Source organism: Paralteromonas sediminis (assembly GCF_003820355.1).
GTDB lineage: Bacteria > Pseudomonadota > Gammaproteobacteria > Enterobacterales > Alteromonadaceae > Alteromonas_F > Alteromonas_F sediminis.
Genome location: NZ_RPOK01000003.1, coordinates 43281 through 57387 on the forward strand (window position 1 = coordinate 43281; position 14107 = coordinate 57387).

Genomic DNA, 14107 nt, shown 5'->3' on the forward strand with positions numbered 1-14107 from the left:
TTAAGCTATGGTACGACAATGGTTCGCTTTTTGTTCACTGCTTTCTATTTGCTTTCATTTCCTATCAGTCTAAATCGGGGACATGATTCTCCTTCGACTTCCACACTTTCTAGAAACATTGCCAAAGGTCTTACCCAAAGGTGACGGTCTTTCTCTTCGCCATATAACGGCGTATAAATCACCATCCATTCTTCAGTTTCACTGTGTTTGGCGATATCTTGGACTTGGTAAAGGTTACCTTTGTAGTGTCTATATACACCGGGTTCAATCATTATTGTCTTCCAATGGTAATGCTAATTGTTGTAAAGGTTCTAGTGGTGCTAAACCCACACTTACACCCAGGAGTCTAATTGAACGCCCTTTTGCCCGCTCAAACGCCTCAACGAGAAGCTGTGAGAAAAACCCGCGGTCAAAGACCGCTCTTCGATGTTCAACCGTGGTGAGTTGAAAATCGGAAAATTTTAATTTCACCGCATGAGAGACTATTCTACTCGTAGGCTTTTCATTGCGTGAAAAGTGGTTATCACACCGTGACTGCAATTTGTTAATGAGACCACTGAGTACGCTATCACATTGTTCATAGGTCGTAATGTCTTCATTCAGTGTTCGCTCAACGCCGATAGACTTCCGCTCTCTGGAAACCGTCAGTTCGCGATTATCAACACCATGCGATCGCTCCCACAAGACTTTACCAAACTTTCCAAATGACCGAATAAAACGTTCTTTGGGAAAGTTTCTGACATCTTGGCAGGTATACAAACCCATTCGATGAAGTTTCTGTAATGTGACCTTGCCAACGCCTGGGATCTTCTTTAAATCGAGTTGCCGGACAAATGCGTCGAGATTCGCCGGTGAGATAACACAAATCCCATTGGGCTTGTTCTCGTCACTGGCAATCTTTGCCACAAACTTGCACGGGGCTACACCGGCTGATGCAGTAAGCTGGGTTTCTTTGTAAATACGTTGTCTAATATCATTAGCAATCAGCGTGGCACTGTTTTCGTGTAACGAACAATGCGTAACATCTAAATATGCTTCATCCAAGGAAAGCGGTTCGATGATGTCAGTATAGTCTTCAAAAATCTTCCGAATACGACGGGATTCCTCGATATACTTCTCCATTCTTCCTTTCACCAATACCAAATCGGGACAGAGGCGGAGCGCGTAGGCCGTTGCCATTGCTGATCTTACGCCAAACTTTCGCGCAGGATAGTTACAGGTTGAGATCACACCTCGTTGTTTGCTGCTCCCTCCTATAGCAATTGGCACATCTTTTAACTTGGGATCATCACGCATTTCAACCGCTGCGTAAAAGCAGTCCATATCGATATGAATAAATTTACGTGCGATAGCCGCATCTACATCGACATTGCTACCCATGATCCGACTCATTTTCCAAAGACGATTTAACTGTATATAAAAACAGTAAACATAGCACAGGTATTCACGAGATTGCTAATTTTTACGAGGGGGATTGATGCGTGACTGTATAACTTGATAGATAAATGGTGAGTAAAGTTATAGAACTGTGTATCTTTTATCGATTAGGTAGGAGGCAGCCTCACACTGCCTCCTGCAAGCGCTATAGAATTTGGTTTTTCTTCCATTCGTTGAGTTTCTCTTCACGCGCAGCCTCTCGAGCCATCCGCTCTTTTTTCCTATCACAGGGCTCTGGGCAATCACAGGCTTTTTCTACACCCAATGCGCCTAGGCCGCCGCAACTGCCTGATATAGATTTCTGTTGAAACAAGTAGCCTACGCTCATGGCTACTGCCATGATGAGAAAAAAGACAAAAGCGATAACGAAAGTAGACATATCAAACTCTTCTAATAAGTTGTGACGGTTGCTTTGAAAGCCGATGATTCAAACTCTTCAAACCCTTCAGGGGTTTTACGTATTATCAACACCGCAAGATTATGTTCATCAGCTAATTGTACCGCTTTTTCCCACCCCATTACATTAAAAGCCGTGGCCAGTCCGTCAGCAGTCATAGATGAAGGATGAATAACTGTAACCGAAACCGTATTGTGTTGAATTGGCTTACCTGTCGTAGGATCAATAAGGTGTGAAAATCTTACCCCATCTTCCTCATAATAATTTCGGTAGTCACCTGAGGTGGCCAGGGCGTTATCACCAACAGACACTACCCGCTGGATGGCCCGTTCATTGACAACAGGCTTTTCTATGGCAATACGCCATGCTTCACCATTTGGTTTTAGGCCTTTCACCCGCATCTCACCGCCAATCTCAACTAGATAATTATCGATGCCATAGGACGCCATGATGTTTGCAAGTTCATCGACGCCATACCCCTTTGCGATTGTCGACAAATCGACATACAACATAGGGTGCAACTTAGTCACTTGATTGCCAGTGATTCTCAACTTATCTAATCCAACAAAGGCACGAATCGCTTGCACCTCCTCTTCAGAAGGAGTTTTCTCTGGGCGCTGTGTTGGGCCAAAGCCCCATAGATTTACCAAAGGCCCGACAGTAACATCAAGAACACCACCACTAAGCTCACCTAATCGTAGCGCTTCATTCAATACCAACACCGTTTCGTCCGACATTTCAATAGGTGTCGTAAAACGCGACTGATTGAAGCGGGACAGTTCTGATTCAGGGTCATAGGTAGACATAAGCTTGTTTATTTCGAATAGACGTTGCTCAATTCGCTGCTGGATTTGCTCAATAGGCTGCTCAGTTTCTGAGAAAAACTTTACATTGTAAGTGGTTCCCATGGTATTGCCGGAAAGGTGAGGCAAAGGCGTTACCGGCGCCTGTGTACACGCTGACAAAAACAACACAACTGAAAGCGTGATGGCAATTCTAATCACTTTTAACTCCTCAAAAAAAAGGGGCTATATGCCCCTTTTTGTTTATTCAACTATGCCTTAACCACCAAAGTCGTCAAGCATAATGTTTTCATCTTCCACGCCTAGGTCTTTCAGCATGTTTATGACTGCTGCATTCATCATAGGCGGCCCACACATATAAAACTCGCAGTCTTCTGGTGCAGGGTGATCCTTCAGATAATTTTCAAGCAAGACTTGGTGAATAAAACCTGTATAGCCTTCCCAGTTATCTTCTGGCTGTGGATCTGAAAGCGCCACATGCCAGGTAAAGTTCTCGTTTTCTTCTTGAAGCATATCGAAATCTTCTACATAGAACATTTCACGCAAGGAGCGAGCACCATACCAAAAGGTGATTTTACGATCGGTCTTAATACGACGAAGCTGGTCAAAAATATGCGAACGCATAGGCGCCATACCTGCACCACCACCCACAAATACCATTTCTGCATCAGTTTCTTTGGCAAAGAATTCACCAAATGGTCCAGAAATAGTAACTTTATCGCCCTCTTTTAAGCTCCAAATAAACGATGACATTTTACCCGCTGGCAAACTTAGATTATTAGGCGGCGGCGTAGCGATACGCACGTTAAGCATAATAATGCCTTCTTCTTCAGGATAGTTGGCCATTGAGTAGGCGCGAATAGTCTCTTCGTCTACTTTTGACTCTATATCAAAGAAGCCAAAGCGCTCCCAGTCGCCACGATATTCTTCAGGAATATCGAAATCTTTGTACTTAACATGATGAGGTGGCGCCTCAATCTGTATATAACCGCCCGCGCGGAATGGTACACTTTCGCCATCAGGAATAGCCAACTTAAGCTCTTTAATGAAAGTGGCTTCGTTGTTGTTAGAAATAACTTCACAATCCCACTTTTTAATACCGAAGACTTCTTCTGGAAGCTCGATATCCATGTCTTGCTTAATAGCAACCTGACAAGCCAGTCGACATCCATCACGTGCTTCACGCTTGGTTATGTGGTCCAGTTCTGTCGGCAGTATTTCGCCACCACCCGTTTTCACGTCAACGCGACACTGTCCACAAGAACCACCGCCACCACAGGCTGAGGATACAAAAATACCTGAATCCGCCAACGCCCCCAACAGCTTGCCACCTGGCGATGCAGTCAGAGTTTTCTCTGGGTCGCCATTAACAATAATTTTTACGTCACCGCTGGGCACCAATCGTGATTTTGCAAACATAATCACGAAAACCAGCACTAAGACGATGGCAATGAACATGCCAACGCCTAAATATATTTCTACCTGATTCATTGCTTAACTCCTAAATCCGAATTAAAGCTGAATGCCAGTGAACGACTGGAACCCAAGCGCCATCAGACCTGCAATCATAAATACAGAACCCAAACCACGGATGCCATCAGGCATATCTGCATACTTGAGTTTTTCGCGTACTGCCGCCAAAAGGACAATTGCCATAGCCCAACCGATACCACTTCCGATACCATAAACCACGCTTTCACCTAAGGTATATTCGCGTTGAACAGCAAAAGCAACACCACCAAAGATGGCGCAGTTAACCGTGATCAAAGGCAAGAAAATACCTAGCGCGTTGTAGAGCGCAGGGAAAAACTTATCCAAACTCATTTCGAGTATCTGAACAAGTGCAGCGATTACGCCGATAAAGGTCAAAAAGCTCAAGAAGCTCAAATCAGCTTCAGGGAAGCCCGCCCAAGCCAACGCACCGGGTGCTAGAATATTTGTAAAAATGATCTGGTTAACAGGCACTGAAATACCCAGTACAACAATAACTGCAACACCCAAACCCATAGAAGTTTTTACTTTCTTGGAAACGGCAAGAAACGTACACATGCCCAAGAACAATGACAAAGCCATATTTTCAACGAATATGGTTCTGACCATCAATGATAAATAATGCTCAACCATGAATGTTTACTCCTTTGGCTCAACTTGTTCAGGGCGGATTGTTCGGATGAACCAAATCATACCTGCTATCAGGAAGAAAGAACTGAACGGCAGTATGAGTAGTCCGTTACCGGTATACCACCCGCCATTTTGTACTAGTGGCAATATCTCAATACCAAGGATAGTGCCAAAGCCGAAGAGTTCTTTAATTGTACCAATGACGATCAGAATGAATGAGTAGCCTAATCCATTGCCAATACCGTCCAGCAAGCTCATCATAGGCGGACTCTTCATTGCGTAAGCCTCGGCACGCCCCATGACAATACAGTTGGTAATTATCAAGCCAACAAACACCGAAAGCTGCTTTGATATTTCGTAAGAGTAGGCCTTCAATACCTGGTCAACAACGATTACCAAAGACGCAATGATGGTCATTTGAATAATAATACGCACACTCGATGGAATGTGGTTTCGTATGATTGAAATAAACAAGTTGGAAAAAGCACATACGGTGGTTAATGCCAACGACATTACCAACGCAGTTTCTAACTTGGTAGTAATTGCCAGCGCCGAACAAATACCCAATACGTGAAGGGCAATGGGATTGCTGTCAATAATGGGCCCAAACAGGGCTTTTTTCATTTCTTTAGTATCTGCCATGTGAGCCTCTTATGAACGCCAAGATTGATTTTTGAGGTAATTCCCAAAGCCGTTCTGTCCTGCCCAGTAAACCAACGTGTTCTGCACGCCGTTACTGGTTAGGGTTGCACCTGAAAGTGCATCAACAGCATAGGGGTTATCGGTACCGGCTTGCTTCTTAACCTGAATAGCCACTTCACCGTCTTTATATAGTTTCTTACCGTCCCACAATGCTTGCCAGCTAGGGTTTAGAATTTCCGCACCCAGCCCTGGCGTTTCTTTGTGTTGATAATAAATCAGCTCGCGGATGGTATTACCGTCAGCATCAACCGCCAAAAAGCCGTACATTAAGTCCCACAATCCACTGCCGTGTACAGGCAGGATAATGCGGCTAACATCGCCTGCGTCGTCTCTGACTACATATACGCTAGCTACGTCAGGGCGGCGGGTAAAGCCTACGTTACTGCCCTCAACTCGTGAACTCGTAGAAGGGTCTTTTGCTGCGCGATACATGTCGTAACCGTCTTCTTTTTCAACGTATTGTCCAGACTCAAGATCTACATAGCGTTCTTCAACACGCGCCTCATAAGTTTCAGCGATCTCTGCTTTCGACATTCCCGCTTCCAATAAACCAGCAGCGGTCAGGATGTTGCTTTTCTTATCTACCGCAGCATTGCTTTGTTGTAACTGACGCAAGCCAACTGCAGCGCCTGAAACAACAATTGAGCATGCAAGACAAACGGCAACGACGATGCCGACTGTTTTTCCAAAAGTTTCTTTTTTAGCCGACACGAGCAAGCCTCCGTTTCACGTTACTTTGCGCCACAAAATAATCAAACAGGGGCGCCCACAGGTTGGCAAATAAAATGGCCAACATCACACCTTCTGGGAAGGCAGGGTTAAGTACTCGAACAAGCACGGTCATAAAGCCAATAAAGATACCGTAGGCCCATTTTCCTTTGTTCGTGAATGAAGCAGAAACCGGGTCTGTGGCCATAAAGAACATGGCAAAGGCCAAGCCACCAATAACCATATGCCAATGCCAAGGCATAGCAAACATGGGGTTAGTGTCACTGCCAATTAAATTTAGTAAGGTTGCAAAGAAAGCCACCCCCAAAGCAACACCTGCAACAATCCGCCAACTCGCTATACGCATGTATAGAATAACCAGTCCACCCAAGGCTATGGCTAAGGTTGACACCTCACCCGCTGAGCCTGGCAAGTTGCCAAAGAAAGATTGCCACCATAGTGCTGTGTTGCTGTAGTCAAGCGTGCCTGAAGCGGCCTGACTCAAATAGGTTGCGCCAGAATAACCGTCTGCAGCTACCCAAACTTGGTCACCAGACATTTGTGCAGGGTAAGCAAAGTAAAGGAATGCACGACCAGATAATGCTGGGTTAAGGAAATTACGGCCTGTACCACCAAACACTTCTTTGGCAATAACGACACCAAATGTGATACCCAAGGCTACCTGCCACAAAGGAATCGTTGCGGGCAAAGTTAAGGCAAACAGCACTGATGTAACAAAGAAACCTTCGTTAACTTCGTGCTTACGTACAGAAGCGAATAATACTTCCCAGAAACCGCCGACCGCAAAAGTCACTGCATAGATTGGCAACCAGAAACACGCACCGTAGAGCATCATAGTGCCCCAGCCAGCGCCATCAACACCCAGTTCACCGCCCAACATGGTAAACAAACCAGCTTGCCACATATCAGGTAATGTGCCTGCGCCTGCTAAAATGGCTTCGTGTGCCTGAAACCCGATATTGTACATACCATAAAACATGGCAGGGAAAGTACACATCCACACAGTGATCATAATGCGTTTCAGGTCGATGCTGTCACGAACATGTGTACCAGATTTATTCACTTTACCTGGCGTGTAAAAAACAGTGGCTACTGCTTCGTACAGTGCATACCATTTTTCATGTTTTCCGCCTGGCTCGAAATCAGGTTCGATTTTTTCAAGATAAGCTTTTAATCCCATGGACTTAACCCTCTTTCTCTATGGTCGTAAGACAATCACGAAGAACAGGGCCATAGTTATATTTGCCAGGGCAAACATAAGTACACAAAGCCAAATCTTCTTCGTCCAACTCCAGACAACCCATTGCCTGAGCACCATCGGTGTCGCCAGATAAGATATCGCGCAAGAACAATGTCGGTTCGATATCTAGGGGCATAATGCGTTCATAATTACCAATGGGAACCATTGAACGGTCTGAACCATTGGTGGTTGTTGTCATGTCAAATAGTTTTCCACCCGCAAGGTGACCCAAGTATGCGCGCGTTACTGAATGTTTGTCAGAACCTGGCGCTAACCAGCCAAACAACTTCTTCTCACGGCCTTCTTTTAACAGTGATACTTGCAAATGATAACGACCAAGGTAGCCGTGAACACCATGCGCATGGGTGCCTTGTAATACAGAGCCAGAAACAACCCTTACCTCACCTTCCGTTTTTTCTGACGCAGTCAGCTCGGTTAAGTCTGCGCCCAATATAGTGCGCAACAAGCGAGGTTTTGTCGCTGCGGGGCCGCCAATGGCGACAACACGACGATTGTCCAATTCACCGGTTGCCAATAAGCTTCCTATGGCCATCACGTCTTGGTAATTGATGTGCCATACCACTTTACCTGGGCCAACTGGCTCAAGGAAGTGAATGTGGGTACCGACAAGACCGGCGGGATGCGGACCACTGAAGGTTTCCGAAGAAACAGGTACATCACCCGTAGGAATGTTAGCGCCAGGTGCACTACATACATACAAGCTTCCGTCGGTCAGTGCTTTGAGTGCTCTCAAACCTAACACGAAGTCATCTTCGCGCTCTTGCACGATTTGCGCAGGTTCAGCACTCAACGGGTTAGTGTCCATGGCATTCACAAAGATGGCAACAGGCGAAGAGCCTACCGCGGGAACTTTACTGAACGGACGCGTGCGAAGTGCTGTCCATGCGCCTGAGTCTACCAGGACGGTTTGCAACGCTTCGCGATTGTCGGCATTGAGTGAAGCAGCATCGAAGGTTTGAAACGTTTCTTTTTCATCACCTTGAATCTGTACTACCACAGACTGTAATACCCGTTTTGCACCACGGTTTACTTCAACCACTTCACCAGCAACAGGCGAGGTAAATTTCACCCCTGGGTTTTTCTTGTCTTCAAAGACCACTTGGCCTTTTTTGACTTTATCCCCAACCTGTATGTGCATAGTGGGACGCATACCAACGTATTCCTCACCCAACAAGGCCGCTCGGGTAACAGCAACACCGTCTTCGATGCGCTGCTCTGGGGCGCCTGCGATAGGGAGGTCGAGACCTTTTTTGATTTTAATCATACGTATCGCACTACTCTATAAATGAAAATACTCTTTGCATAACCGCTTGAGATTCCATTCCAAGCAACCTATACAAAAAAAACTTTTGGTTGTTACGGCGACTTTTCTTTGAAAGCCTTGGTAATTGCGCACGAATTGTTCAAGGATAGAACAGTTCAACTTAATTACGGGATTTTAGCACTAATAGTGGGGTTTTCGCTACGCAAATAATGGATAAACCTCATTTTTTGCGTAGCGTGATGGAAAAATAAAGCTACGGCATTACCACGCCTTCAAAGGATCGACATCCTCTTCATAGTCAACACCTTCAACGCCAAAGCCAAACAGGTTAAGAAAATCCTGATGGTACCCAGCATAATCACTTAACTCATGAAAGTTTTCCTGAGATACGCGCTCCCACACAGCCTTAACCTTTGCCTGTGTCTGATCATTCGTCTCTTTGCCGTCCATGCGGTAACGGTTAAATTCATCTAGCGTTGGTGCATCACCATATAGGCAATCATTAAACAAACCTGAAATTTGCTCGATACACCCTTCATGGGTGCCTTCATCCTTCATTATTTTGTAAATCAATGAGATATACAGCGGCATTACAGGTATAGCTGAGCTTGCCTGTGTAACTAATGCTTTAAGTGAAGACACATTTGCCTGAATGGAGAGGGCTTTGTGATCATCAATGATGGCGGCAGCTGCTCGGTCGAGATCTTCTTTGGCTTTACCAATTGTCGCTTGACCATAAATTGGCCAGGTTAATTCTTTACCAATGTAGGTATACGCGGTGGTCTTACATCCTTCAGCAAGTATCCCTGCGTCTGACATTGCTGACAGCCAGCGTTCCCAGTCTTCTCCACCCATGACTTTGATGGTATTCGCTATTTCTTCGTCTGATGCAGGTGTAAGCTCAACATTATGGACTAGGTCTTTATCTGTATCGTAGGTTTTAGTGACATAAGTATCGCCCACTGGTTTCAGCGTAGACTTGTATACTTCACCGGTTACCGGATCTGTGCGACGAGGCGAGGCAAGGCTGTAGATTACCAAATCAATTTTACCCATATTGGCCTTCGCATACTCAATGACTTCAGCTTTAATTTCATCACTGAATGCATCGCCATTAATACTGTGCGCTTGCAGGCCTTTTGCTTTGGCAGCGTTGTGAAAAGCGGCTGTGTTGTACCAACCCGCTGTAGCCGTTTTCCTTTCCGTAGGAGGCTTCTCAAAACATACGCCCAACGTGTTGGCCCCGTACCCAAACGCTGACACTATTCGAGACGCAAGTCCGTAACCTGTTGAACACCCCAGTACCAATACATTTTTTGGACCCTCTGAATAAGACTGCTTAGTCACATAGTTGATCTGCTGTTCAACCAGAGCCGCACACCCGTTCGGGTGAGCATTGGTGCAAATAAATCCGCGAATTTTTGGCTTAATAACCATACTAATTTCCGTCATAAAGTAGTGTTGAGCGCCATTGTAAAGCGCAATTTGATGAGGACAACTCCGAACAGCTGGAGATGTGCGCCTGAGGGTCAGGTTATCTCAGGCGCGGTTCAAGCATTATCGATTGTCGTAATACGTTTTCTCTGAGAGTTCATGGTACTCACGAACACCGTCATAAAAGGCCTTGTACGAGGCATAAATCTTGGCAAACTGAGGGTCGGCTGCGGCTTTTTCGGTCAGTACTTTTTCCGTGGCCGCTTTAAGTGCAAGCATCACATCTTCAGGCAAGGCTTTTACGGCTACCCCATGTTCTTTGATGAGGGTTTGCATGGCTTGATTATTGCGTGCGGTGTATTCGTCTAGCGTGTCCTGATTGGCCGCTCGTGTAGCCACTTCTACAATACTCTGCAAATCTGCAGGTAGGCTATCAAAGGCCTCTTTATTGACAATAAATTCTAGGGCTGTGCCTGGCTCGTGCCAACCGCTATGGTAATAGAAGTCAGCGGCTCTAAATAGGCCAAATGCCAAGTCATTATAAGGTCCTACCCATTCAGTAGCGTCGATAGCGCCAGTTTGCAGAGACGTGAAGATTTCACCGCCTGTCAGGGTCACAGGCACGCCACCAACTTCTTTGAACACTTCTCCACCCAGGCCGGGAATACGCATTTTTAGCCCGTCAAAATCCTCCAGCGCAGTGATTTCTTTTTTAAACCACCCCGCCATCTGGACCCCGGTATTGCCACCAGCGAATGGGATCACACCAAAAGGTGCATAGAGTTCCCGCCACAATTCCATTCCTCCGCCATAATGCAACCAGGCATTCATTTCAGTCACATTCATCCCAAACGGAATAGCTGAAAATATGGGCGCTGCCGGCATTTTGCCTTTCCAGTAATAAGCGCCCGAATGCCCCATTTGTACTGAACCTTGTGAGACCGCATCAAACACTTCAAAACCCGGAACGAGTTCACCCGCACCGTAAACTGTCACGGTTAAACGCCCTCCCGACATGGCATTGACATAGTTGGCAAAGGTTTCTGGTGTTTGCCCTAGTCCAGGAAAGTTCTTTGGCCAAGATGTTACCAACTTCCATTTAATCGGCTCTGCCGCGGTTTTCGTCGCTGGGCCAGTTGTTGCGCTGGATGGCGCCTGCTTGTCTGAGCAGGACATCAAAAATAAGGCTGTCACTGCCAATAACACAACGCGTAACTTCATCATGATCTTTCCTTCTTCTATATCGAGTGAACTCAACCGTAAACTGCCATGGGTAGCCAGGTAGCCAAGCTAGGCCAGAAACCAAGTAATGCCAGCACCAATAGCTGAATGAGTATAAACGGGATAACGCCTTTATATAAAGCCTGAGTAGGCAAACTTGGTGGCGCAACACCGCGCAGGTAAAACAATGCAAATCCAAAAGGTGGGGTCAAAAATGAGGTTTGTAAATTGATAGCCAGCATGATCCCCAACCAGATAGGGTCCACGCCCATCATCAACAATACAGGGGCAACCAGGGGTACCACTACAAAAGTGATTTCTATGAAATCGAGGATAAACCCGAGTACAAAAACTACCAACATGACGATAAACATCGCGCCGAATACGCCTCCGGGCAACGCTGACAGTATACTGTGAATAGCGTCATCTCCGCCAAACCCCCTAAATACCAGGGTAAAGACAGATGCACCAATTAAAATGAGAAATATCATGGAGGTCACACTCGCAGTACTCATAACAGCTTCACGTAAGCGTCCATACGATAATTGTTTTTTGGTAGCAGCGAGTAACAGCGCACCTACAGCCCCAACACCTGCAGCTTCGGTTGGTGTCGCAAACCCCGCCAGAATAGAGCCAAGTACAACCGCTATTAATAGCAATGGAGGCAGAAGCACCTTGACCAACTTACTCACTGGAACAGATTCTGACGCCTTTGCATCAAGTGGCGGTTTGGGTGCAAACGCGAGTACATAAATACCATACAATAAAACCAAAATAAGGCCCGGTATGAATGCACCGACAAACAGATCACCTACAGAGACGGTATCGGGTGCAAAAATGCCCATTTTTAGCTGTGCTTGTTGATAAGCACTCGAGAGGACATCACCCAACAACACTAACGCGATAGAGGGCGGAATTATTTGGCCTAACGTTCCAGTCGCACAAATAGTGCCACTGGCAACAGCGGGATCATAGCCCCGTTTAAGCATGGTGGGTAATGATAGCAGCCCCATCGTCACCACAGTTGCACCCACAATACCCGTACTGGCCGCCAATAATGCGCCAACCAGCACAACAGAGAGGGCCATACCAGACCGAAAACGACTGAAACATTGCGCCATGGTTTCCAATAAATCTTCGGCAAGGCGCGACTTTTCCAGCACCACTCCCATAAATACAAACAATGGCACAGCGATGAGTGTTTGGTTAGTTAACACGCCGTTCAGACGACTTGGTAGCGCAGCGAGATAAGCAAGATCGAATCCACCGGCTAGGTGCCCGATAAAGGCAAATATTAACGACAGGCCAGCTAGCGTCAGGGCAACGGGATATCCCAACAAAAGAAACCCGCACAGGCAAAAAAATAAAAGTAATGCCATCCACTCCATCAGGTCGCCCTTTCGGTTGTATTGAGGAGAGACTGCATAGCGCGAAGGACAATCGCAATACCTTGCAACATCATCAACACAGCAAAGGCAGGGATCAGTGACTTCATGACAAACACTAACGGTAGGCCTCCCGCCTCTTTAGACCCCTCCAGTAAACGCCAAGACTCCAGGACATAACTCCAGCTGTAAAAAACGATAGACATACACACGGGGAATAGAAATGCGATAGTGCCGAAGATATTAACCCAGGCTTGCTGTTTGCCTGACCAGTGCCGGTAGAAAATGTCCACTCTGACATGCTCATCTTGACCCAATGCATGGGCAGCAAATAGCATAAATACAAACGCGTGTTGATATTGGATGGACTCTTGTAAGGCTACCCAACCAAGATTAAATCCATAGCGAAGAACAACGACAACAAAGGTCGTCAAAGCCATTGTGAGCACTGCCCAGCACACAATTTTTGCAGATACTGAGCAGACTTTCTCACAAATGGTTGCAGTAGTAGCAACAACCATAAATGCACTTGTTATTGAAAATTTCGCCTACGCTACAATATCAAGCAACTCGACGTCAAAGATTAGTGTTGAATAAGGCTTGATTGCACCACCCGCACCTTGCTCACCATAGGCGAGTTCATGCGGAACATATAGGCGCCATTTTGAACCTACAGGCATAAGTTGTAACGCCTCTGTCCAGCCTTTAATCACACCATTCACAGGGAACTCTGCTGGCTCACCGCGCTGGTACGAACTGTCAAATACATCACCACTCATCAATGTGCCATGATAATGTGTCCGAACTGTACTGGTAGGACCGGGCCTATTGCCGTCACCTTCAGTAATTATCTCATACTGAAGCCCACTATCTGTGGTAGTGACTTCGTCACGGGCACCATTTTCTTTAAGAAACGCCGCGCCAGCCTCAATGTCACCTTTAAACTGGGCAGTTTTGGCTTCCTGCATACGCGCATGAATAGTCTGGAACGCCTCTCTGAGCGCGTTGTTGTCTACCTGAGACGCTTCGCCATTAAACGCATCTTTCAACCCCTCAGCAACTGCATCAAGGGCTAAACCCTCGAAAGGATTAGATCTAAGCTGCTCACCCATTTGGTAACCGATACCGTAGCTTGCTTGTGTTTCTACTGTAGAAAACTTGTCAGACACCTGAACTCCCGTTTTAAAATTGAGTATTAAATAAAGGCGCGATGTTAGCACATTATTTGGACCTGTTGGGCGTAGTATGCGAAATTGAACGGGTGAGGAGAATGCACAATATTGTAATTTTGCAACATTTCAACCTTAATTGGACTTGCAAAAGCCATCAATATTGAAAGAAAATGACAAAATC

The 14107-nt window shown here is 46.1% G+C and carries 15 protein-coding genes; all 15 read right to left on the reverse strand.

Annotated elements, in window-relative coordinates; all coding sequences use genetic code 11:
• Nucleotides 1–44: 44 nt before the first annotated feature.
• Complete coding sequence (locus DRW07_RS09270) at nt 45–272, reverse strand: DUF1653 domain-containing protein (protein WP_124027637.1); 228 nt, start codon at nt 270–272, stop codon at nt 45–47.
• Nucleotides 265–1380: a DNA polymerase IV gene (gene dinB / locus DRW07_RS09275; protein WP_124028167.1), complete on the reverse strand. Its 1116-nt coding sequence runs from the start codon at nt 1378–1380 to the stop codon at nt 265–267. The genes DRW07_RS09270 and dinB overlap by 8 nt, the downstream gene beginning before the upstream one ends.
• A 202-nt stretch (nt 1381–1582) precedes the next feature.
• Complete coding sequence (gene nqrM / locus DRW07_RS09280; RefSeq protein ID WP_124027638.1) at nt 1583–1816, reverse strand: (Na+)-NQR maturation NqrM; 234 nt, start codon at nt 1814–1816, stop codon at nt 1583–1585.
• A gap of 11 nt (nt 1817–1827) precedes the next feature.
• On the reverse strand, nt 1828–2838 hold the full coding sequence (locus tag DRW07_RS09285; protein ID WP_240630559.1) for an FAD:protein FMN transferase: 1011 nt from the start codon (nt 2836–2838) through the stop codon (nt 1828–1830).
• A 57-nt stretch (nt 2839–2895) separates the two neighbouring features.
• Nucleotides 2896–4128, reverse strand: coding sequence for an NADH:ubiquinone reductase (Na(+)-transporting) subunit F (gene nqrF, locus DRW07_RS09290; RefSeq protein ID WP_124027639.1), 1233 nt, complete (start codon nt 4126–4128; stop codon nt 2896–2898).
• Between the two features lie 21 nt (nt 4129–4149).
• Nucleotides 4150–4761, reverse strand: a complete 612-nt coding sequence (gene nqrE, locus DRW07_RS09295) for an NADH:ubiquinone reductase (Na(+)-transporting) subunit E (RefSeq protein ID WP_124027640.1) — start codon at nt 4759–4761, stop codon at nt 4150–4152.
• A gap of 6 nt (nt 4762–4767) precedes the next feature.
• On the reverse strand, nt 4768–5400 hold the full coding sequence (locus DRW07_RS09300) for an NADH:ubiquinone reductase (Na(+)-transporting) subunit D (RefSeq protein WP_124027641.1): 633 nt from the start codon (nt 5398–5400) through the stop codon (nt 4768–4770).
• Between the two features lie 9 nt (nt 5401–5409).
• Nucleotides 5410–6171 carry a Na(+)-translocating NADH-quinone reductase subunit C gene (locus DRW07_RS09305; protein WP_124027642.1) on the reverse strand — a complete coding sequence of 254 codons (762 nt, stop codon included), beginning with the start codon at nt 6169–6171 and terminating at the stop codon, nt 5410–5412.
• Complete coding sequence (locus tag DRW07_RS09310; RefSeq protein ID WP_124027643.1) at nt 6161–7369, reverse strand: NADH:ubiquinone reductase (Na(+)-transporting) subunit B; 1209 nt, start codon at nt 7367–7369, stop codon at nt 6161–6163. The genes DRW07_RS09305 and DRW07_RS09310 overlap by 11 nt, the downstream gene beginning before the upstream one ends.
• 4 nt (nt 7370–7373) lie before the next feature.
• Nucleotides 7374–8714, reverse strand: a complete 1341-nt coding sequence (locus DRW07_RS09315; RefSeq protein ID WP_124027644.1) for a Na(+)-translocating NADH-quinone reductase subunit A — start codon at nt 8712–8714, stop codon at nt 7374–7376.
• Nucleotides 8715–8975: 261 nt separating this feature from the next.
• Nucleotides 8976–10151: an enoyl-ACP reductase FabV gene (fabV, locus tag DRW07_RS09320; RefSeq protein ID WP_124027645.1), complete on the reverse strand. Its 1176-nt coding sequence runs from the start codon at nt 10149–10151 to the stop codon at nt 8976–8978.
• Nucleotides 10152–10271: 120 nt separating this feature from the next.
• Nucleotides 10272–11372 (reverse strand): TRAP transporter substrate-binding protein, encoded by a 1101-nt coding sequence (locus tag DRW07_RS09325; RefSeq protein ID WP_124027646.1) that lies wholly within the window; start codon nt 11370–11372, stop codon nt 10272–10274.
• 29 nt (nt 11373–11401) lie between these two features.
• Nucleotides 11402–12757 carry a TRAP transporter large permease gene (locus tag DRW07_RS09330; RefSeq protein WP_124027647.1) on the reverse strand — a complete coding sequence of 452 codons (1356 nt, stop codon included), beginning with the start codon at nt 12755–12757 and terminating at the stop codon, nt 11402–11404.
• Entirely contained in the window at nt 12757–13194 is a 438-nt protein-coding gene (locus DRW07_RS09335) for a TRAP transporter small permease subunit (protein ID WP_165870459.1), read from the reverse strand. The genes DRW07_RS09330 and DRW07_RS09335 overlap by 1 nt, the downstream gene beginning before the upstream one ends.
• 108 nt (nt 13195–13302) lie before the next feature.
• Nucleotides 13303–13923 carry a BamJ family beta-barrel-assembly machinery protein gene (locus DRW07_RS09340; protein WP_124027649.1) on the reverse strand — a complete coding sequence of 207 codons (621 nt, stop codon included), beginning with the start codon at nt 13921–13923 and terminating at the stop codon, nt 13303–13305.
• Nucleotides 13924–14107: the final 184 nt, after the last annotated feature.

Coding starts and splice junctions, on each gene's coding strand:
- nqrM (WP_124027638.1), bottom strand. CDS start 1,816: ATGTCTACTTTCGTTATCGCTTTTGTCTTTTTTCTCATCATGGCAGTA.
- DRW07_RS09315 (WP_124027644.1), bottom strand. CDS start 8,714: ATGATTAAAATCAAAAAAGGTCTCGACCTCCCTATCGCAGGCGCCCCA.
- DRW07_RS09310 (WP_124027643.1), bottom strand. CDS start 7,369: ATGGGATTAAAAGCTTATCTTGAAAAAATCGAACCTGATTTCGAGCCA.
- nqrF (WP_124027639.1), bottom strand. CDS start 4,128: ATGAATCAGGTAGAAATATATTTAGGCGTTGGCATGTTCATTGCCATC.
- DRW07_RS09325 (WP_124027646.1), bottom strand. CDS start 11,372: ATGATGAAGTTACGCGTTGTGTTATTGGCAGTGACAGCCTTATTTTTG.
- DRW07_RS09335 (WP_165870459.1), bottom strand. CDS start 13,194: ATGGCTTTGACGACCTTTGTTGTCGTTGTTCTTCGCTATGGATTTAAT.
- DRW07_RS09300 (WP_124027641.1), bottom strand. CDS start 5,400: ATGGCAGATACTAAAGAAATGAAAAAAGCCCTGTTTGGGCCCATTATT.
- DRW07_RS09270 (WP_124027637.1), bottom strand. CDS start 272: ATGATTGAACCCGGTGTATATAGACACTACAAAGGTAACCTTTACCAA.
- fabV (WP_124027645.1), bottom strand. CDS start 10,151: ATGGTTATTAAGCCAAAAATTCGCGGATTTATTTGCACCAATGCTCAC.
- DRW07_RS09330 (WP_124027647.1), bottom strand. CDS start 12,757: ATGGAGTGGATGGCATTACTTTTATTTTTTTGCCTGTGCGGGTTTCTT.
- nqrE (WP_124027640.1), bottom strand. CDS start 4,761: ATGGTTGAGCATTATTTATCATTGATGGTCAGAACCATATTCGTTGAA.
- dinB (WP_124028167.1), bottom strand. CDS start 1,380: ATGGGTAGCAATGTCGATGTAGATGCGGCTATCGCACGTAAATTTATT.